The 16,752-nt window shown below is 36.9% G+C and carries 24 protein-coding genes, 1 tRNA gene and 1 pseudogene; 5 read left to right on the top strand and 21 right to left on the bottom strand.

The window, feature by feature from the left end:
• Window positions 1–10: 10 nt before the first annotated feature.
• Window positions 11–1,024 carry a T9SS type A sorting domain-containing protein gene (locus IPP64_02415; protein ID MBL0328284.1) on the top strand — a complete coding sequence of 338 codons (1,014 nt, stop codon included), beginning with the start codon at window positions 11–13 and terminating at the stop codon, window positions 1,022–1,024.
• 67 nt (window positions 1,025–1,091) lie between these two features.
• On the opposite strand, the gene IPP64_02410 is transcribed toward IPP64_02415, so the two are convergent.
• The 8 genes from IPP64_02410 to IPP64_02375 form a co-directional block, all read right to left on the bottom strand.
• Window positions 1,092–3,290, bottom strand: coding sequence for a SurA N-terminal domain-containing protein (locus IPP64_02410; GenBank protein ID MBL0328283.1), 2,199 nt, complete (start codon window positions 3,288–3,290; stop codon window positions 1,092–1,094).
• Between the two features lie 142 nt (window positions 3,291–3,432).
• Window positions 3,433–4,704, bottom strand: coding sequence for an HlyC/CorC family transporter (locus IPP64_02405; protein ID MBL0328282.1), 1,272 nt, complete (start codon window positions 4,702–4,704; stop codon window positions 3,433–3,435).
• Between the two features lies 1 nt (window position 4,705).
• Window positions 4,706–4,918, bottom strand: coding sequence for a hypothetical protein (locus tag IPP64_02400; protein MBL0328281.1), 213 nt, complete (start codon window positions 4,916–4,918; stop codon window positions 4,706–4,708).
• A 24-nt stretch (window positions 4,919–4,942) separates the two neighbouring features.
• Window positions 4,943–5,533, bottom strand: a complete 591-nt coding sequence (gene lptC, locus IPP64_02395; protein MBL0328280.1) for an LPS export ABC transporter periplasmic protein LptC — start codon at window positions 5,531–5,533, stop codon at window positions 4,943–4,945.
• A 149-nt stretch (window positions 5,534–5,682) separates the two neighbouring features.
• Window positions 5,683–6,552: a hypothetical protein gene (locus IPP64_02390; GenBank protein MBL0328279.1), complete on the bottom strand. Its 870-nt coding sequence runs from the start codon at window positions 6,550–6,552 to the stop codon at window positions 5,683–5,685.
• The gene (locus IPP64_02385; GenBank protein MBL0328278.1) at window positions 6,482–7,213 is read right to left on the bottom strand and encodes a hypothetical protein; all 732 of its coding nucleotides are present in this window, start codon (window positions 7,211–7,213) and stop codon (window positions 6,482–6,484) included. Before IPP64_02385 ends, IPP64_02390 begins: the two co-directional genes overlap by 71 nt.
• Window positions 7,214–7,609 (bottom strand): type III pantothenate kinase, encoded by a 396-nt coding sequence (locus tag IPP64_02380; GenBank protein ID MBL0328277.1) that lies wholly within the window; start codon window positions 7,607–7,609, stop codon window positions 7,214–7,216. It lies immediately after the preceding gene.
• Complete coding sequence (locus IPP64_02375) at window positions 7,519–7,944, bottom strand: type III pantothenate kinase (GenBank protein ID MBL0328276.1); 426 nt, start codon at window positions 7,942–7,944, stop codon at window positions 7,519–7,521. The genes IPP64_02380 and IPP64_02375 overlap by 91 nt, the downstream gene beginning before the upstream one ends.
• Window positions 7,945–8,049: 105 nt before the next feature.
• Here IPP64_02375 and IPP64_02370 point away from each other — a divergent pair.
• Window positions 8,050–8,122 (top strand) — tRNA-Phe (locus IPP64_02370).
• Between the two features lie 505 nt (window positions 8,123–8,627).
• On the opposite strand, the gene IPP64_02365 is transcribed toward IPP64_02370, so the two are convergent.
• From IPP64_02365 to IPP64_02305, 13 genes are all read right to left on the bottom strand, one after another.
• On the bottom strand, window positions 8,628–9,269 hold the full coding sequence (locus tag IPP64_02365; GenBank protein ID MBL0328275.1) for a T9SS type A sorting domain-containing protein: 642 nt from the start codon (window positions 9,267–9,269) through the stop codon (window positions 8,628–8,630).
• The gene (nrtS, locus tag IPP64_02360) at window positions 9,251–9,439 is read right to left on the bottom strand and encodes a nitrate/nitrite transporter NrtS (GenBank protein MBL0328274.1); all 189 of its coding nucleotides are present in this window, start codon (window positions 9,437–9,439) and stop codon (window positions 9,251–9,253) included. The genes IPP64_02365 and nrtS overlap by 19 nt, the downstream gene beginning before the upstream one ends.
• A complete protein-coding gene (locus IPP64_02355; protein ID MBL0328273.1) occupies window positions 9,409–9,807 on the bottom strand; it encodes a thioredoxin family protein in 399 nt (132 codons plus the stop codon). The genes nrtS and IPP64_02355 overlap by 31 nt, the downstream gene beginning before the upstream one ends.
• 3 nt (window positions 9,808–9,810) lie before the next feature.
• Window positions 9,811–10,032, bottom strand: a complete 222-nt coding sequence (locus IPP64_02350) for a hypothetical protein (GenBank protein ID MBL0328272.1) — start codon at window positions 10,030–10,032, stop codon at window positions 9,811–9,813.
• A 1-nt stretch (window position 10,033) separates the two neighbouring features.
• Window positions 10,034–10,477, bottom strand: coding sequence for a DUF255 domain-containing protein (locus tag IPP64_02345; GenBank protein ID MBL0328271.1), 444 nt, complete (start codon window positions 10,475–10,477; stop codon window positions 10,034–10,036).
• Window positions 10,478–10,482: 5 nt separating this feature from the next.
• Window positions 10,483–10,731, bottom strand: a complete 249-nt coding sequence (locus IPP64_02340) for a hypothetical protein (protein MBL0328270.1) — start codon at window positions 10,729–10,731, stop codon at window positions 10,483–10,485.
• Window positions 10,732–10,762: 31 nt separating this feature from the next.
• Window positions 10,763–11,422, bottom strand: a complete 660-nt coding sequence (locus tag IPP64_02335; GenBank protein MBL0328269.1) for a hypothetical protein — start codon at window positions 11,420–11,422, stop codon at window positions 10,763–10,765.
• A complete protein-coding gene (locus IPP64_02330) occupies window positions 11,415–12,152 on the bottom strand; it encodes an NRDE family protein (protein ID MBL0328268.1) in 738 nt (245 codons plus the stop codon). Before IPP64_02330 ends, IPP64_02335 begins: the two co-directional genes overlap by 8 nt.
• A complete protein-coding gene (locus IPP64_02325) occupies window positions 12,140–12,646 on the bottom strand; it encodes a DinB family protein (GenBank protein MBL0328267.1) in 507 nt (168 codons plus the stop codon). The genes IPP64_02330 and IPP64_02325 overlap by 13 nt, the downstream gene beginning before the upstream one ends.
• Window positions 12,647–12,669: 23 nt before the next feature.
• Window positions 12,670–13,224: a DUF4833 domain-containing protein gene (locus tag IPP64_02320; GenBank protein MBL0328266.1), complete on the bottom strand. Its 555-nt coding sequence runs from the start codon at window positions 13,222–13,224 to the stop codon at window positions 12,670–12,672.
• An 82-nt stretch (window positions 13,225–13,306) separates the two neighbouring features.
• Entirely contained in the window at window positions 13,307–13,705 is a 399-nt protein-coding gene (locus tag IPP64_02315) for a hypothetical protein (protein ID MBL0328265.1), read from the bottom strand.
• Window positions 13,706–13,774: 69 nt separating this feature from the next.
• A complete protein-coding gene (locus IPP64_02310) occupies window positions 13,775–14,053 on the bottom strand; it encodes a hypothetical protein (protein ID MBL0328264.1) in 279 nt (92 codons plus the stop codon).
• Window positions 14,054–14,095: 42 nt separating this feature from the next.
• Window positions 14,096–14,680, bottom strand: coding sequence for a sigma-70 family RNA polymerase sigma factor (locus IPP64_02305; GenBank protein MBL0328263.1), 585 nt, complete (start codon window positions 14,678–14,680; stop codon window positions 14,096–14,098).
• A 144-nt stretch (window positions 14,681–14,824) separates the two neighbouring features.
• Between IPP64_02305 and IPP64_02300 the strand changes: the two are divergent.
• The 3 genes and pseudogenes from IPP64_02300 (at window position 14,825) to IPP64_02290 (ending at window position 16,691) form a co-directional block, all read left to right on the top strand.
• Window positions 14,825–15,765, top strand: a pseudogene (locus tag IPP64_02300) (YafY family transcriptional regulator).
• 75 nt (window positions 15,766–15,840) lie between these two features.
• Complete coding sequence (locus IPP64_02295; GenBank protein ID MBL0328262.1) at window positions 15,841–16,338, top strand: DinB family protein; 498 nt, start codon at window positions 15,841–15,843, stop codon at window positions 16,336–16,338.
• 143 nt (window positions 16,339–16,481) lie between these two features.
• The gene (locus IPP64_02290) at window positions 16,482–16,691 is read left to right on the top strand and encodes a hypothetical protein (GenBank protein MBL0328261.1); all 210 of its coding nucleotides are present in this window, start codon (window positions 16,482–16,484) and stop codon (window positions 16,689–16,691) included.
• The last annotated feature ends 61 nt before the right edge of the window (window positions 16,692–16,752 follow it).

The following is a 16,752-nucleotide window of genomic DNA, read 5'->3' as shown; positions in this document are numbered from 1 at the left end:
ATACCTCGTCATGAAAAAGACATTCTTTCTCTTAACCTATCTCTTTGCGCATCAATACGCCACAGCGCAAGTACCTAAAAAAGTAGTTGTTGAACATTTTACAAATACGAAATGCAGTGTTTGTGCTTTAAGAAATCCAGGATTCTATAGCAATTTATACAACCAAACGGATGTGATTCATTTGGCAATACACCCCAGCTCCCCATACTCTGCTTGTTTATTTAGTTTACACAATGCATTGGAAAATGATGGTCGCACCAATTATTATGGCGTATATGGTGGGACCCCCCGATTGGTTATTCAAGGAGAAGTCATTTCAGGGTCGGCTGATTATAGTCTAGCTTCTATGTTTACTCCATACTTATCACAAACTTCACCAGCGAGTATAAAAATAACACAATCAAAATATGGAACCGACTCGATCCGCTCCACAATTGTAATTAAAACAGAAGCCGTTCATAGTCTTGGAGCGTTGAGTTTATTTGTTGCTTTGGCAGAAGACACGATTAATTATACTGGATCAAATGGTGAATCGGTACATTATGATGTATTTCGAAAATCACTTACCGGCACTTCCGGTGTTCCGATTCTATTGCCATCAACTGTAGGTGATTCTGTTGTTTATACGATGGTATCCACAACAAATGCGGCTTGGAATGTTTCCAGAATATTTACGTTGGCCATTTTGCAAGAAACAATTTCTAAATCAGTGGTACAATCGGAAGCGATTTCGGCAAGTTCAAATACAATTTCTACGGGCATCAGTTCAAACGAAGCAGATGTTTCCAACACAATTGTTTATTCAAATGCTTCCAACATTTTTATTCAAACTGAACTTGTTTTTAAAAACGAAATTTTACTGATTTATGATTTAACCGGGCGATTGCTGTTTCAACAAGCGTTGCAAACGGCAACAGAGCAAACGATTTCATTGGCAGGGTTATCGAATGGGATTTATGTTTATTCAATCCAATCAAACAATCAATCCATAAAAAAAGGAAAAGTGTTATTGATAAATCAATAAGCAAGAAAAATTTTAAATAAAAAAGGCTCCACATTGTGGAGCCTTTTTTATTTAAATGGGTTTATTCTTAGTAACCAAACTTTGTTAAGTGCTCAACAATGTTTGCATTTTCTTTTAAAGCATTGTATACTTCATAATCAACACGTGGCTGAATATTTTGCATTTGTGATTTTTGCGGACCAGTGTACTCTTTTAATGCCGGAGCATCCACTACTGATTCAACAAATACAACAAATACACCTTCTTTACCAGCAACCGGTTTGCTCATGCCTTTGGCTTTCATGGCTGTAACTGTTCCAATCACAGCAGGCTCGCTGTTTGATCCTGGGATTTGGTTGGTCATAAAGTTCACATTATTTGCTGTTTCAACAGGCAATTTCATTGCTGAAGCAATTGCATCAATGTTTGCATTTCCTGCCATTGCTGTTGTGAATTCTTTTGTAAAGATTTCAGCTTTTTTCTCTTGAATTACTTTTGCTGTTACTTGTTCTTTCACTTGTTCTAAAGGAGCAATTCCTTTTTCTCTTACATCAGTAATAACAGCAACAATGTATTTGTTACCATATTCCTGAGGTTCAGAAACTGTTCCTAGTTTATTGTCGTATGCCCAACGAATTAAAGGTTTAGGTGATTCAATACCAGAGATATTTTTATCACTTTCTTTTAATTTTTCAGTAACGCGCTTATCTAATTTTTGTTCAGAAACCGCTTTTTGAAACAATTCGTTGGTGTTGTATTTACCAGAAAAATCGTTTGCCAATGAATAAATAGCTTGTTTGGTTTTGCTACTTGCTTCTGATTTCACTTCAATTGTACCTACCTGCACTTTCTTTTGTGAACCTTTCGAATCCATTACTTCCATCACATGGTATCCGAAGCTTGATTCAGCAATTACCAAATCACCTTTTTTACCATCCAATCCTGCATTTTTAAATGGTTCTACGAAACCACTTTTTGCGTTGATCCATCCGTAATCGCCACCTTTACCCATATAGTCTTCACCTTCTTTTTTGTTTGGAGGCATTTTTTTACCACCATCATCAGAGAATTTTTCTACAAAATCAGCGAACTTACCACCTTTTTTAAGAGCGCCTAAAATACTATCTGCTTTTGTTTTTGCTTCTGCTTTTGAACGTTTGATGTTTGGATCAGCACCCGAGTTTGCGTAAGCAATTAAGATGTGACGAACTTTTGCAGAATCGGCAGACATCTTAGAAGCCAATAATTTTGAAACTTTCAAAGAACCATTTTCTTCGTATGGACCATAAACTGTTCCTGTTTCTGCTTTAAACATCATTGTATCAATGATTGGAGAAAGTGAACCTGCAGTAACAAAACGTTGATCGAAGCTACGAGATTCTGATTCAGCAACAATGAACGTTGAATCATCGGTAAATGATTTTGTTGTTTTAAATTCATCTGCAATTTTTTGCATCATCTTTTTAGCTTCTTCAATATCTTCAGCAGAAGGAACGATATCGTAAGAGATGTATTCCATTGTGCGAGATGCTTCTTGCTTGTACTCATTTTGGTGAGCAGCATAATACGCATTCAACTCATCGTTGGTTGGTTTGATAGTGCTATCCGCAATCAATTTGTAATTTTTAACAACATAACGAATGGTTGCGTTTGTATTTTGTGCCGTGTACTCACGCTTTGCAGCAGCAGTAGTTACGTACAATCCTTTTTTAATTAAGTTGTTGTATTTTTCGATGATACGCACTTGACGTACATATTCTTCCAATTGCATCCATTGTTGTTCTTGCTCATCGGTCATAGATTGTGTAAACTCACGAATTTTAGCAGGATCAATTTGTCCGGTTTGTGCATTTGCAAACATTGGAGAAACAGCACCTGTTTGAGGATCGCTTAAGTTACGAACCAAAGCAGAGTGTGGGTGAGTTACCATTAAGTCGTACAACTCTTCATCAGAAATAGCGATTCCTAATTTCTCATACTCTTTCACCATCACTTGTTCGTTGATCATTTGATTCCAAACTTGTTGAACAATTTGATCTTTCTCTTCAGGAGTTAAGGTTGTTTTTTGAGTGTTACGCAATTGTGCTGACTCCGCTTCGTCCACTTTTGTTTTGAAAACATTAATATCGATAGAGTTACCGGCAATTTCTCCGACTACCAAATCACTGTTTCCAAAAATGGAACCTTTCCCACCGAAGAAATCGGTTAGAATAAAAGCCAAAATTGCTAAACCAACAATTCCAACCAACAAACCCGAACGCTTACGCAAACTTTCTAAAACACTCATATATTTAATTTTTAATAATTGTTATCAATCTATACTTTAACAAAGCCTGTTACAATTCATTAACAGGGTTGCAAATATAAGATTCTTAGCGAAATCTTAAAAGTTTTTCGGGAAAAGGTTTTTGGCATTAATTTACTGATTTTCAGCTATTTGAGTTTTGAATCTTCAAATTCACTTGTTCAATGCGTGTTCTTGTAACCGCATTTATCGTAAATAGAAAGTTCTCAATACGAATTTCTTCGTTCACCCGGGGGATACTTTCATGGTAATGCATCACTAAACCGCCAAGGGTTTCTACATTATCCAGAATGGGTAATTGCAAACCAAATTTATTGTTGATATAGTCGGTTTCCAATCGGGCAGAGAATACAAATTCGGTTTCACTGATTTGGCGTTCCACCATTTCTTCCTTATCGTGTTCGTCCTCAATTTCACCAAAAATCTCTTCCATCACATCTTCCATAGTCAACATTCCGGACGTACCGCCAAACTCATCCACTACCACTGCGATACTTTTATGTTGTTGAATAAACACGGTTAATACTTCACTCGCAGCCATTGATTCGGGAACGATGCTCACCGGCAACAAAATACTTTTAATGCTTTGTGGATTTTTGAATAATTCTTTTGAATAGATGTAACCAATTATGTTATCAATGCTTTCCGAGAAAATCAAAATTTTCGACAAACGCGTTTGAATAAATTTTTGTTTCAGCACCTCAATGCTTTCATTTACATCCAGCGCAATAATTTCGGTACGTGGAATCATACATTCGCGTGCCTTTACGCTGGAGAAGTCCAACGCGTTTTGAAAAATCTGAATCTCATGATCCATATCTGCTTTCTTCTCAACAGATACGGCTGTTCCTTCACGTACATAATTGTCCAGATCGATCATGGTAAATGCAGCATTTTCATTTTCGATTTTTAAACGAAATATCCGTTTAAGAATAAACTCCGAGAAGCCAATGGTAATCATCACGATTGGATAAAGCAATCCGTAAACGATGGTTAAAGGGAATGAGAATAAGGTGAGTGTTTTATTCGGGTTGATACGAAATAAATTCTTGGGTAAAAATTCAGCTGTAATTAAAATCAACATGGTGGATAGGAACGTAGACACCAATAAAATAATAATGTCGTAATGCGGGGAGATGAATCGACCTAAAAAATGCTCGAGTTCTTCGTCCATATAAATCCCGAAAATTACCAGGGAAATATTATTGCCCAGCAACATGGTTCCAAGATAGCGGGAAGGATATTTATTAAAGTGTGCTAATATTTTAGCAGAGAAATTTCCTTGCTTGTTTTCGAGCTCAATGCGCAACTTGTTGGAAGTGATGAATGCAATTTCGAGTCCGGAAAAAAAAGCCGAAGTCAGAATGGTAATCAGGATGATGATGGTACTTTCCAATTTATTTTTTCTCCTCTTTAGGTTTTTGAGAAGCTTCAAACTTGATGCGTTGTTTTCTTCTCACAGCATACATTAATCCACTTGCAAATGTAAATACCAAAAAGTAAATTGCACCTCGGTTATCATGACTAACAATTGAGAAGGCGGTCATGATGATTCCAACGCAGCCCATAAATAGCCAAACGATTTCTAATATTCTAAATGTTTTATTCATTGTATAAATTATTATTCTTTTTAATTACTCCTTTTTACCATCCGGAGCTAAATCGGCATCTTTAATATCAAAGGTACCTTTTACATTTTTAATTTCATAGCTCGAAAAATCCTGATCGGCTTCCATCCCATCTCCAACAATTACTTGATCTTTGGTAGTAATTTTCACAAAGGCATCGGTATATATTTTTTTGGTGAAGGTATTCCAAATCAAATGTTCGGTATTTAACTTTTCACCTTTTTCATTGATCACAATCACATTGCCTTTGGCTTCCATTTTTTCCCAAACCCCATTTCCATTGTCGTACCCGATACCATAGTTGGCAGTAAGGTTGGTTTGTTCTTTTTTATCTTCTTGAAAAAACACCACATTCATTCCCAACGGCATTACCAAATAAGGCTTTTCTCCACCATACCGATCAATTTGAGGTGCTTTTAAACGGGCACGTACAATGGCTGAATCGCTGTAAACAAATTCCACATTTTTACTGGTTTCCAATGGAAGTAATTTTTCAGCTGCAGCGGTAATGGAATTCACCTCATCAATATTGTTTTCACAAGCTGTGAAAAAAGAAAAAGTGAACAGGGAAATTGTATATAAAAATGTTTTTTTCATTAAAGTAATGCTGAGGCAAATTTAAGGATTTTTTTCTTAGTAGGAAGATGGAAGCCCGAATCACCTGGTACGAGAGAGATTGCTTCACTTCGCTCGAAATGACGGACATCATCCTTAATCACTCAATCACCTAGTTACTTAGTCACTGTCTAATCAAACTTTGGTTTTTGGAACCATCGGTCGTTTAAGGTAAATCCGATTGTAGCTTTAATGAAGTTTTCTTTTACCAATCCATTGGTTAATGTACCACGTTGTCCGAATTCAGCACCAATGTTCACCATAGAAAAGTTTTGCAAAATAAAACTTCTTCCTACAGGAAAACCAAAGCCAATGCTTCCGGCATATTCGTTTAATGGAGTTGCTTTTAATTCCAATGCAGTTTGCAAATACCTTACTCCAACGCGATAATGCACACGCTTAAAATAGGTTGCATTGGTTTTTGAGCTCGGGATAAACTGAAACCCTAACGAAGTACGCATGCTGTTGCGCAATCCATCACTTTCACCAAAGGCGGTGTAGGCGCTCCAATTTTGAATGGCTACATCGGCTGCAATGGTTATGCGTTCACCTTTTTTAAAGGCTACACCAAAACCAAACGATAATGGAATGGTAATTTTTCCTTTGGTTCCTTTTGTATTTTCAATGGTATCTTTTACAATTTCATATCCCAACGAGTTGGTGAAGTAACTATATGATAAACTATCAATGGTTGCTTGCAAATTTGATTGTGCAGAGAATGTTGCTCCGAACATAATTCTAACTTTCTCATCCAGCTTTCTGAATTTCACCGGACGACAGGTGTCTTTATCATCTTTATAACGAACGGAATCCACACCATACGCCATTTGCATACCATAGTCGAAATACAACCCATCTACACGGGTATCTGTTCCGGTGCGGGTATTAAAGCCATAATAACTTCCAGGGAAAATGGAGCGTCTGGTATTTTCAATATTTCCAAAAAGGTAAGAAGCGTTGACACCTAACGATAAACTTTGCAAAAACTTTTTGCGGTTCATGGCATGACGGATTTTTTTGCATGTCTGCATAAACTTCCTGACATGTTTTTAAGGTATTATCCGAACGCTTCAACGATTTTAATGCTCTGTATTTTGCTGATGTTTGATACATGCGTGGCAAACCATAAAGTGGTTTTATTCCGTTTCCGAAATACACTTGATTGATTCCACCGGTACCTTCGTACAAAAATTTTACGTTGCCAACATTTGTAATGTCCTGTTCGTCAGATATCTTATATCCTACCGAGCTGAATGGGATAAGTCCGGCACTAGCGCCCCACCATTTTTTAAACGGGAATGCCAACGAAATATATCCTAACGAAGCGTTATTAATTGTTTTTTTTGCCGTTGAACTTTGGAGTGTTGTGCGGGAGTAGTTAGCACCTACTTCAGCCGTTACCAACCGCATATTGGAATACGAAGCCGGATTTCCATTATTAATAAAGAACATAGGAATCGTATCGTTTTGCATTGCGATATGTGTACCACCTAAGGAAAACCCTTGACCATAGCCTTTCACGCCCAAATCACCAATACCATAACGGGAATAAGGTGAGCTGGTTGTTTGAGCAACTGCACCGGATGCGAAAAACAAAGTACTAATAAATACGAGGGTAATTAATTTAAGAGGGCTCCACTTACTGCTATACATTCCGATCACTTAATTCGATTTTAAATTGTAGTCTAAAATTTCATTTAACCCTTTCAGGATTAAATTTTGGTCTGCAAAGATGCTGTTTTTTAACCGTTTCGCAAAAAAATTAACATCTCCACCGGTTAAAAGCACTTTTATATCGGGATATTGTTGTTTGTACTGTGTGATTATCCCATCCACTTCAGCAATTACGCCCATTTGAACACCCGAAATTATGCTATCGTTCGAGTTGGTTCCGATGAGGGTATTAAACGTATCATCAACATCCAATAACGGCAAACGTGACGTAAAAGTATGTACGGCCTTAAATCTCATCTGGAGTCCGGGTGCAATGCCACCACCAATGTATTCATTCTTTTGAGTAACAAAGTTATATTTGATGCAGGTACCGCAATCCACCACCAAAAAATTGGTATTTGGAAAACAGAATATCCTCCAACAGCACCTGCCAGGCGGTCGCTACCCAAGGTATGAGCCGATTGATAGCAATTAATGATGGGTGTAGGGGTATCGGCTTTAAAAACAAGTACGTTTACTTTTTCTTTCACTTGGTCGATAAAAGGCTCGATGCCATTCACAACCGAAGCCAGAATACAAGCTTTGAGCGGATATTGGTCCAAAAGACCTGATGCAAGCAAATCATCGGTAGATTTGTAGACAAAAAAATGTTTCACTTCCTTTTGAGCGAAGATTGCTGCCTTTACACGGGTATTGCCGATATCAATAACTAGTTGCATATCACAAAACTACAAATATCTCAAAGGAAAGCGGAAATATTTTTTTGAGAAATAGAAATAATGTTTACATTTGCCCTCCCAATTGCAATAGTAGTTGGATGAGTTGGTACCCTAGCTCAGTTGGTAGAGCAAAGGACTGAAAATCCTTGTGTCACTGGTTCGATCCCAGTGGGTACCACAAACAACATGATAAAAACCCCTTCAAACTACTCCGTTTGAAGGGGTTTTTTGTTTTTACTACACGTTCGTCTATTAAAACCGTCATTGCGAGGTACGAAGCAATCTCTCTCCGTTCTAAACCAGATTGCTTCGTCATTCTTCCTCGCAATGACGATGCTAAAGGTTTCGTGATAAGTAACAAGCATGAATTCGGAGCGTCATTGCGAGGTACGAAGCAATCTCTCTTCGTTATAAACCAGATTGCTTCGTCATTCTTCCTCGCAATGACGATGCTAATGTTGATTCTTCTTTTTAATATTAATTGTTAAAAAAAACGTCATTGCGAGGAACGCGCAGCGTGACAAAGCAATCTCTCCGTTTTTAATTAGATTGCTTCGTGCCTCGCAATGACGTGCTAAATAACAATGACCAATAGAATCGTCATTTCGAAGTAGCGACAGCGGATGAAGCCCGCCTGAATGCAATTCATTCACATTCGTCAAAACGAAAGCAAGTAAAGTCCTCTATTCGCCAGCAATTAAAAATTTTTGTTTGAGAGATACTCCATCTGACCCCACGAGCGTTACTATATAAACTCCAACGCTCCAATTGGTGGTATCGAGCAGTATTTCATTCCCCGACACGTCTTTTTTCAACAATACGGTTTCTCCACGGCTATTCAGAATAACCAATTCAAAGGTGTCATTCGTATCATTATTAAATTCAATACTAACGTTTCTTGAAGTTGGGTTGGGCTTCACAATCAATTTACCAGGCTCCGTATAGCCAAAATAAATAGCTTGTGGGTCAGAAAACTGAGTAAAGCCTAACTGTAGTTTATAATAATTGGTTTGATTATGTAGTGGATTAGAATCCGTAAAACTATATTGTATTGCAGAACTGCTGCTTCCACATATTCCACCAATATTACCAACTTCCATGTACACTAAACTGTCTGATGATCGCAAAATTGTTATTCCGGTACAGGTAGGTCCTCTATCAATTGTCCAATGCAACAAAACTTCCGTATTTCTTTGCAATAAATAAAAATCAGCAAGTATTACATCTTGTGCTGATGATGAACTTAATAAACCGATTAAACACAACGTTAAAAATGTTCTGTTTAGCAATTTTTTAATATTGTATTTTATTGAACCGCTTTCCATGATGAATACATTGATACAAAAAAAGGTACAGAATAAGTTAGTAAAATTTTAAGAATCAATTTCAAATCCCATTCATTAGAAAATATAGCATCATAATTATTAATACCATTTAAAACAGTACCTACAACAAGAGCAATTTTTATGGCTGTAAAATAATTTTCTTTTCGCATACGTCAATCAAATTGATGAGTTCGCTAATAATCTCCTGTCCCTTATCTTTTGTATACCAAAGATGCAATTCCTTTTCAAAATCTTCCCAAGAAATAGTATCTTTATTTGCTTTCCAATGCAGCATAATTGCTTGTGCCGAATGTGGTCTCGGCCCCCAAGAACCAATCACCTCATTCGTTCCGGAACCAATTACAAGAAGTTTAGGAATTGCCTGTGTACCATTGGTAAGATTCGCTTCAATCAATCCCGGATAAGTATCTCTCGAAACAATTTTAAATTCAATAAAATTTTCGCTCGCCTCTGCAACTTTATTTATTACCGGAATAATCTGAGCACAATCACCACACCACGCATCTCCAATAAGCAACCACTAAACGAATTTTTTACTTTTCTTGATGGCATCAATGAATTGCTCCAATAGTTGAATTGTTTTATCCAACCAATTCATACATTGAACATTTAGTTTGGTAAACTCCACCAATTTTTCACTTTGATTATTGCCTGTTGTTTTACCGGTAGCAACCAAACTATTAACTAATTCTCTGTACTCGTTATATGTTAAAGCGGATTTAACGATTTTGTTTAGTTCCATTTTATTTTGATTTTATTGCATGTTCCCCTATTTCTATAAATTCTTTTGACTTACGAAACCCCATTGCCTTCCCCATTAAAGTTCCATCGGGATACAAATAAATTAACGTTGGATAAGCTTCTACACGATATTTATTTGCTAAAAAAGGTCCTTCCCCTTTTTCCATATCCACAGCCACATTTATAAAATTGTTGTTATAAAATGCGCCAACCGACTTGTCTTTAAATGTTTTGTTCTTCATCATTTTACAGGGACCACACCAACTTGCATAGGCATCTAAAAAAATGCATTTGTTTTCTTTCTTTGCTTTATCAAGCACTTGCTGCCAGGTTCCTGAAAAAAATTGGATGCCATCTTCCTTTTTAATTTCTGTTCTATTTACAGTAAATCCAAACACAAAAAAAAGGATTATAAAAAATGTTACGGTGGTTGTTATTGGTTTCATCGTGTTTAGATTCGTTTAAATTTTAGGATTTGATTGTTCTGAATGATATTCACTTCTGCACAGTGACTTAAATAGGTAAAATCAAATCGTTCATTTATTTGAAAAGAAAGACCTGAAACTTGATTAAAAACACCATCACATTCTAATTTCCCTTCAGGACTATACCTTGAAATAACAAACCCGATATCGTTTTGTTCAATATGAAACCACGAGCCGCATCCCTCTCCGCTTAACCAATGGATATTTTGGGGCAACTGAGTCGGTTTTAAAGGACTGGGCAAAATTTTAGGAGACACTGTTGTGGGGTTCATTTGAAAATGGTATCAGATTAAATTCTGGTGATGAATGATGTATCGTTGTGTAATTTGACAAACATTTAACATTTCCGATTGGGGTCGGACTTAAGGTTTTGGGATTTGACAAAACAAAACGATAATACCAATTTGGTTTCCCGGCTAACACTACTGAATTTACAAATCGTGAACAGTTCGTTCCTTTTGCCAAAAATGGGCCATAAGGAATTGGCGAAATCAATTGAAGCGCATTTGCTTTAGCATAAGCCAAGTCAAAGTTTACCAAACAATAAGAAGCATGCAGTTTGCCGGAACCGTGGCAGGATTCATTATTAAAAAGTTCCAATAAAATTTCGTTGTAATTTTCCAATGTCCCTTCTGCAGAAACAAATGCTTTCGTTTTCATTTTCAAATCATGATCGGTATACGCACTTCGAACTCTTCCATGTTGATAGGGAGAATGATACCTCCCAAAATCAAAATAATGACATGCTCCATTTTGGTTATCCACTAATACAATTGCAGCATGTCCTACTTTATAATAATTTGATTTGTTTATTCCCAACCATTTTAAGGGTGTGTCATACCAAGCTCCTGCCTGTTTACACAAGGTTTCAGGCCAAGCCAATACGATTGCAATTCCATTATGCATTTACAGGTTCTGTATTTGTAAGTTCAACACAATATTTTTTTTCATGAACCACATCTAAATAATTAAAATGTGTAGCTCGCTGCCCAACATGAATTTGAGAGATACTCAACGTCATCAAGTCGCCATCCCCTTTCATTAGAATATCCTCTGATACATTCAATCCATGTTTCCTATTATGAAAATCTAAAATCATTCGGTCTTCAAAATCTTTATGTTTTTCCACCCAGTGATTAAATAATTTTTGACGTTCCAATTGGATGAAAGGGCGATACAAAGTAGCAGACGACCATATTTGAGGAGCCTCAGTTGTCAATTGTTTTAAATGTTTTTTCTCACCATCCCATCTCAACTCAAAAAAATCAGTTAAGGTTCCCATGCTGTAATCCAATGTTAATAATGTAAATGGTTCAATATTTATAAAATCGGATTGCTCATAAAAGTCAAACGCGTTGCGAAAATTAAAGCTATCCAATAAAATTAAACCACGACTTTTAGCATAGCTGTTTTGTTTCGTATGATTTACAAAGGCACCATTTAACAAGCACGCTGTTTTTCCGATTTTGCTGGAGGCAATCCATGTTCCGCCAGCTTTTTCATCTTTCGGATACACAAGGCCAATCCCATTGTTCGTATATTCAACAGGAGGAATCGTGTTACGGCTCATTTTTTCATCTCTGCTGGATGTAAAATAAAAGCCGTGCGCGTTGGGGATGAATGTTACTGTGCACATATTTTAATATGTCGGATAGTTGAAGGTGCATAGCCAAATGTATCTTTCACCAAGGTAGTTAATTGCATTTCTGTAATGGCCACTTTTATAAGCGCTTGATGATGGATACTATGCTCCAGATTATACGCCAATTCGCGGTAAAACGAAGAAGGGATATATTCCGGTTGTTGACCATCTTTGGTAGAATAATCAGCAATAAATGTTACCGGAAAATCACTTTTTATATCGAGTAAAGCATTCACAATTTTATCAATTGTTTGAGAAGCGAAAGGAAGGTCTGTTTCCAATTTCAAATCTCTCTGACGCACATCATAATTCACTTCCTTGCTTTGTTCCCCAGCAAACAAACATTTGTAAAACTCGAGTATATGCCTCACATGTTGCCCGATGGACGCATCTGATAAAATTTCCAGTTTACGATTGTATTGCTCCTGCGATAATCCATTTAGAAGATCCTTAATTTCTATCAGGTTATGAATAATGTGTCCGGTCATACGATTTATTTTAGTTTAACTTTTTAAGGTTTAATGATTTCGGTAATTTCTTCCGATACTGTTGGATCCATTGTTTTTACCTCAACATATTTAATATTCGGAACCCAAAATGTACCGCCTTCAATTTTCACTAAGATATTGTTTAATATGGTCAGTTTGTTGTTAAAATATCCCCAAACATGATATTTGTTATCCGCCTTCGATTTTAACAAATAAAATTGTCTTTTATGGTAAGATACAAATTCAATGAGGTACGACTTTTTTTCTTTATCAAGGAGTGTCGACTTTATGCCATAGGCATAATTCTTTTGGATATAGGTTAAAGGATCAATCTTTCCGCCTTGTTCATATTTTATCCAATACACTTTAATAGGTTCCGTTTCATTTAAGCTCCCATCATTATTTTGATTAAGTGCATAAACAATTGTATTCGAATTAATTGTTCGTTGGATATAAAACAGCATATTTTCAATACCTTGAGGCTTAGGGTACATCGTTCTCCCATCGGATGAGATGGGAGTAAACGAAGTAGCACCTACAAACAACAAAAGTAAGAGAACACTATTTTTAAATTTCATTGTATTCAAAAAAGTTAGTTATACAATCGGGAGAACTCGTTTTACTAACTTGTCCTCCCGATGTTTTTGAATATATATTCAATTATAAGTTTTTTAAAGATTCATCAATGGCTGCTTTGATTTTTTCAGTGGATTTGGTAACACTGATTGTGGTAATTACTTTTTTTGTTTTTGCATCAATTAAAGTAATAATGCCGGTTGAATTACTATTTTTTGCAACATCCGCAATCCCTGCCGCTTCAATTTCTTTTTTGCAGGTACTTTTCGAAGCATCATCCGTAAGGTCGTTTGCAATCACTTTTACATCGCCATTGGTATACGATGAAAAAACTTCCTTACCCATTCGCTCGCCATTGGCCTTGCAAGCAGGGCACCAGTTGGCTTTTGTAACCAGTGCAATCACTTTTGAATTGTCTTGTGCAAATGCGCCTATTCCAAAGAATAAGGCAACGAGGGTGATGAATGTTTTTAAATTTTTCATTTTTTGAGGGTTTAATGGTTTATACTGTATTAGTAGTGAACCTTTCAAAAACCTTACACAAAAAATGAATTATTTTTTCAGATGTTCGTCAATCGACTGCTGTATGCGCACCTTAGAAGTATTTGCCAATTTTAAGGCGGAAGGATTTGAGAAGTTATGGTGATTTGCTTTGAGTGTATTTTCAATGAGTAGACTTTGCTTTTCGTAATCAGCACATTTATCACAAATTTTTAAGTGAATACGTAATTGTAATTTATCCATAAACGACAACGGATGCGCATGGCTCTTCTCCACCAAGAGTGTTGCTCTTTGGCACGACAATACAATTAAGTTCATTAATTTTTTCATCTGTTATTTTGTGTTTATTCTCACAACCTTTCCACTATTTTTTTATGCTTTCAACCAATTTTTTTCAAGGCATGCCCTTAATTGCAACTTCGCCCGGTGGATGATTACCCAATAGTTAGTAGGAGTGATCTTTAATTCCTTACAAACAACTTCCGTTTCTTCTTCCTCCACCAATTTTAACAGGATTAATCGCTTTTGACTATCCGGCAATTTATCAATACAGGCATTTAATGCATTTGCCAATTCTTTGTTTTCAATGGCTTTTAAATGCTCGGCAGTCCATTCCTTAGGAGCTGCGCTTTCAATCCAATCACCATCTTCATTAAAATAAGCCGTTGAAAAAGCATCCGTAGCATCACCAAAAGTGGAGGAACTGACTTCATACTTTGTGGATGCTTTCCGATAATGATCTGCAATTTTAAATTTCAAGATGGCAAATAACCAAGTGCGTTCACTGCTTTCTCCTTTAAATCGACTCATTGCATTCAATGCAGATAAAAAAGTTTCCTGCACCAAATCCTCCGACAATTCCTGTTTCCCTGTTTTGTGCATAGCATAGCCATACAGCTCATCCGCGTAGGCTGCTGTCCAATTTTCCGGGGTTAATGTATTTTGTAAGTTCGACAAAGTGATTACAAATGTATCGTTATTCTTGAATAGTTGAAGTTCAAACTATTCAGTAATCTATTTTGTCCGTTAAAAAACACTTGTTTATTATTTTAACCGATTGACACCTTTGGCAGAACTTATTTTATTTTACATTTGTTCCCCATGAACCGCATCGACAGAGTAACCGCCATCTTAATTCATTTGCAATCGCGCAGAGTGGTAAAGGCAAGCGACCTGGCCGAACGATTTCAAATTAGCTTACGTACCGTTTACCGCGATATCCGCACCCTTGAAGAAGCCGGAATTCCACTTGTGGGTGAAGCCGGTGTGGGTTACTCCATCATGGAAGGCTATCGCCTACCGCCTATCATGCTCACACAGGAAGAAGCCACGGCTTTTTTAACAGCTGAAAAATTAGTGGAAAAATTAACGGATGCTTCTACCCGCGAAAGTTATCAGTCTGCGATGTATAAAATAAAATCGGTGTTGCGTGCCGGTGAAAAAGATCATCTCGAAATTCTTGAAAAACACATTGAAGTGGTTCCTAACCGCTATCTGCCCAAGGACAATAATACCGCCAATCCTTTGCAAACCATTTTAAAAAGTATTGCTACTAAAAATGTAGTGCACATCCATTATTTTGCAAATCATTCGCAAGAAAAAACAAACAGAGCCATCGAACCGGTTGGTGTATTTTTCCAAAGCAACCATTGGCACCTCATTGCGTATTGCCGCCTGCGTAAAGATTATCGCAATTTCAGAACCGACCGCATTTCAAAAATTGAATTTACCAACGAGTCGTTTATCAAAGAGCATCCCACTTTAAGAACCTACCTTAAAGAAATTTCGAAAGAAAAAGAATTGCAGACCGTAGTGATTCGTTTCGATAAAAACATTCTCAAATTTTTTGGCGAACAGAAATATTACAACGGTTATGTCTCAGAAAAGAAGTGAACGGAAAGGTTGAAATGACTTTTTTAACGGCTTCACTCGAAGGCTTCGCCCGTTGGTTCATTATGTATGGCGATATGGCCGACATTCTTCAGCCGGTTTCCCTTACCAAACGGGTAAAAGAAATTGCCCGCTCCATTGCCAAAAAATAATTTTTTTACTGTTGACATAGGGTTGTCACTTGCCGGTTGTTAGTTTGTACCATTAATAAACTAAAACCTAAAAAGATGAAATTAATTCCCATGTTAGTAAAAGAGATGGAGCACGAAGCAGCCACCACACGTAAAATGTTAACCATTGTTCCGGACGATAAATACGATTGGAAACCACATCCAAAAAGTATGAACATGAAAAGTTTAGCAATACATATTGCCGAGCTAACCACTTGGGTATCGATGGTGATTCATACCAGTGAATTAAATTTTGGTGCCACGCCTTACAAGCAGGAGGACTTAAAAAACACAAAGGAGCTACTTGCGTATTTTGAAAAATGTTTGGCGGATGCAAAAGCAACGCTTGAAAAAGCGGATGAAGAAAAGCTAAACGAAATTTGGACATTGCGCAGCGGAGACGATATTTTGATGCAAGCTACGAAGGCCGAAACCATTCGTCATACCTATTGCCAAATTGTACACCACCGTGCACAGTTGGGTGTGTATTTACGTTTATTAAACATTCCGATTCCGGGAAGTTATGGTCCAAGTGCAGATGAAATGGGTATGTAGTGATGGAACACTGAATTGCTCGGGGCAGGCTACTGATGACGCAGATATAACGGATAAAAACGGATTTCTTGTTTGCTGTATTTAAATAACAACGAACGAAAAAGTGCTAATTGAGGTCAATACATGTTTTTAATGATTAAGTAATGGTAGAAATTTTCAAAACAAATGTGGTAGAAAAAACACAAGCCATGCTGGTGCAGAAAATTCTTTCGAAAACATTTCCGCAGTACAAAATCAATTTTGATTTATGTGATTGTGATAAGGTGTTGCGCATAGAAGGAGAATCCATTGTTCCCAAAAGCATCATTGCGGTGCTTGAAGCGAATGCCTATGATTGTGAGCTTATAAATTGATTGTTGCCATGGTTAAAAATAAAGCCCCGAATAATTTCGGGGCTTTATTGCTTTGCAATTC

The sequence above is a fragment of the Bacteroidota bacterium genome (assembly GCA_016722565.1).
Classification (GTDB): Bacteria; Bacteroidota; Bacteroidia; order 2-12-FULL-35-15; family 2-12-FULL-35-15; genus 2-12-FULL-35-15.
The sequence above is the reverse complement of the archived record's forward strand: the minus strand, read 5'-3'. Positions and strand labels throughout refer to the sequence as shown.

Excerpts from the sequence above, each read along its gene's own strand:
- IPP64_02415 (MBL0328284.1), top strand. The coding sequence starts at position 11 with ATGAAAAAGACATTCTTTCTCTTAACCTATCTCTTTGCGCATCAATAC.
- IPP64_02410 (MBL0328283.1), bottom strand. The coding sequence starts at position 3,290 with ATGAGTGTTTTAGAAAGTTTGCGTAAGCGTTCGGGTTTGTTGGTTGGA.
- IPP64_02400 (MBL0328281.1), bottom strand. The coding sequence starts at position 4,918 with ATGAATAAAACATTTAGAATATTAGAAATCGTTTGGCTATTTATGGGC.
- lptC (MBL0328280.1), bottom strand. The coding sequence starts at position 5,533 with ATGAAAAAAACATTTTTATATACAATTTCCCTGTTCACTTTTTCTTTT.
- IPP64_02390 (MBL0328279.1), bottom strand. The coding sequence starts at position 6,552 with ATGAACCGCAAAAAGTTTTTGCAAAGTTTATCGTTAGGTGTCAACGCT.
- IPP64_02375 (MBL0328276.1), bottom strand. The coding sequence starts at position 7,944 with ATGCAACTAGTTATTGATATCGGCAATACCCGTGTAAAGGCAGCAATC.
- IPP64_02365 (MBL0328275.1), bottom strand. The coding sequence starts at position 9,269 with ATGGAAAGCGGTTCAATAAAATACAATATTAAAAAATTGCTAAACAGA.
- nrtS (MBL0328274.1), bottom strand. The coding sequence starts at position 9,439 with ATGCGAAAAGAAAATTATTTTACAGCCATAAAAATTGCTCTTGTTGTA.
- IPP64_02350 (MBL0328272.1), bottom strand. The coding sequence starts at position 10,032 with ATGGAACTAAACAAAATCGTTAAATCCGCTTTAACATATAACGAGTAC.
- IPP64_02345 (MBL0328271.1), bottom strand. The coding sequence starts at position 10,477 with ATGAAACCAATAACAACCACCGTAACATTTTTTATAATCCTTTTTTTT.
- IPP64_02335 (MBL0328269.1), bottom strand. The coding sequence starts at position 11,422 with ATGCATAATGGAATTGCAATCGTATTGGCTTGGCCTGAAACCTTGTGT.
- IPP64_02330 (MBL0328268.1), bottom strand. The coding sequence starts at position 12,152 with ATGTGCACAGTAACATTCATCCCCAACGCGCACGGCTTTTATTTTACA.
- IPP64_02325 (MBL0328267.1), bottom strand. The coding sequence starts at position 12,646 with ATGACCGGACACATTATTCATAACCTGATAGAAATTAAGGATCTTCTA.
- IPP64_02320 (MBL0328266.1), bottom strand. The coding sequence starts at position 13,224 with ATGAAATTTAAAAATAGTGTTCTCTTACTTTTGTTGTTTGTAGGTGCT.
- IPP64_02315 (MBL0328265.1), bottom strand. The coding sequence starts at position 13,705 with ATGAAAAATTTAAAAACATTCATCACCCTCGTTGCCTTATTCTTTGGA.
- IPP64_02310 (MBL0328264.1), bottom strand. The coding sequence starts at position 14,053 with ATGAAAAAATTAATGAACTTAATTGTATTGTCGTGCCAAAGAGCAACA.
- IPP64_02295 (MBL0328262.1), top strand. The coding sequence starts at position 15,841 with ATGAAATTAATTCCCATGTTAGTAAAAGAGATGGAGCACGAAGCAGCC.
- IPP64_02290 (MBL0328261.1), top strand. The coding sequence starts at position 16,482 with ATGGTAGAAATTTTCAAAACAAATGTGGTAGAAAAAACACAAGCCATG.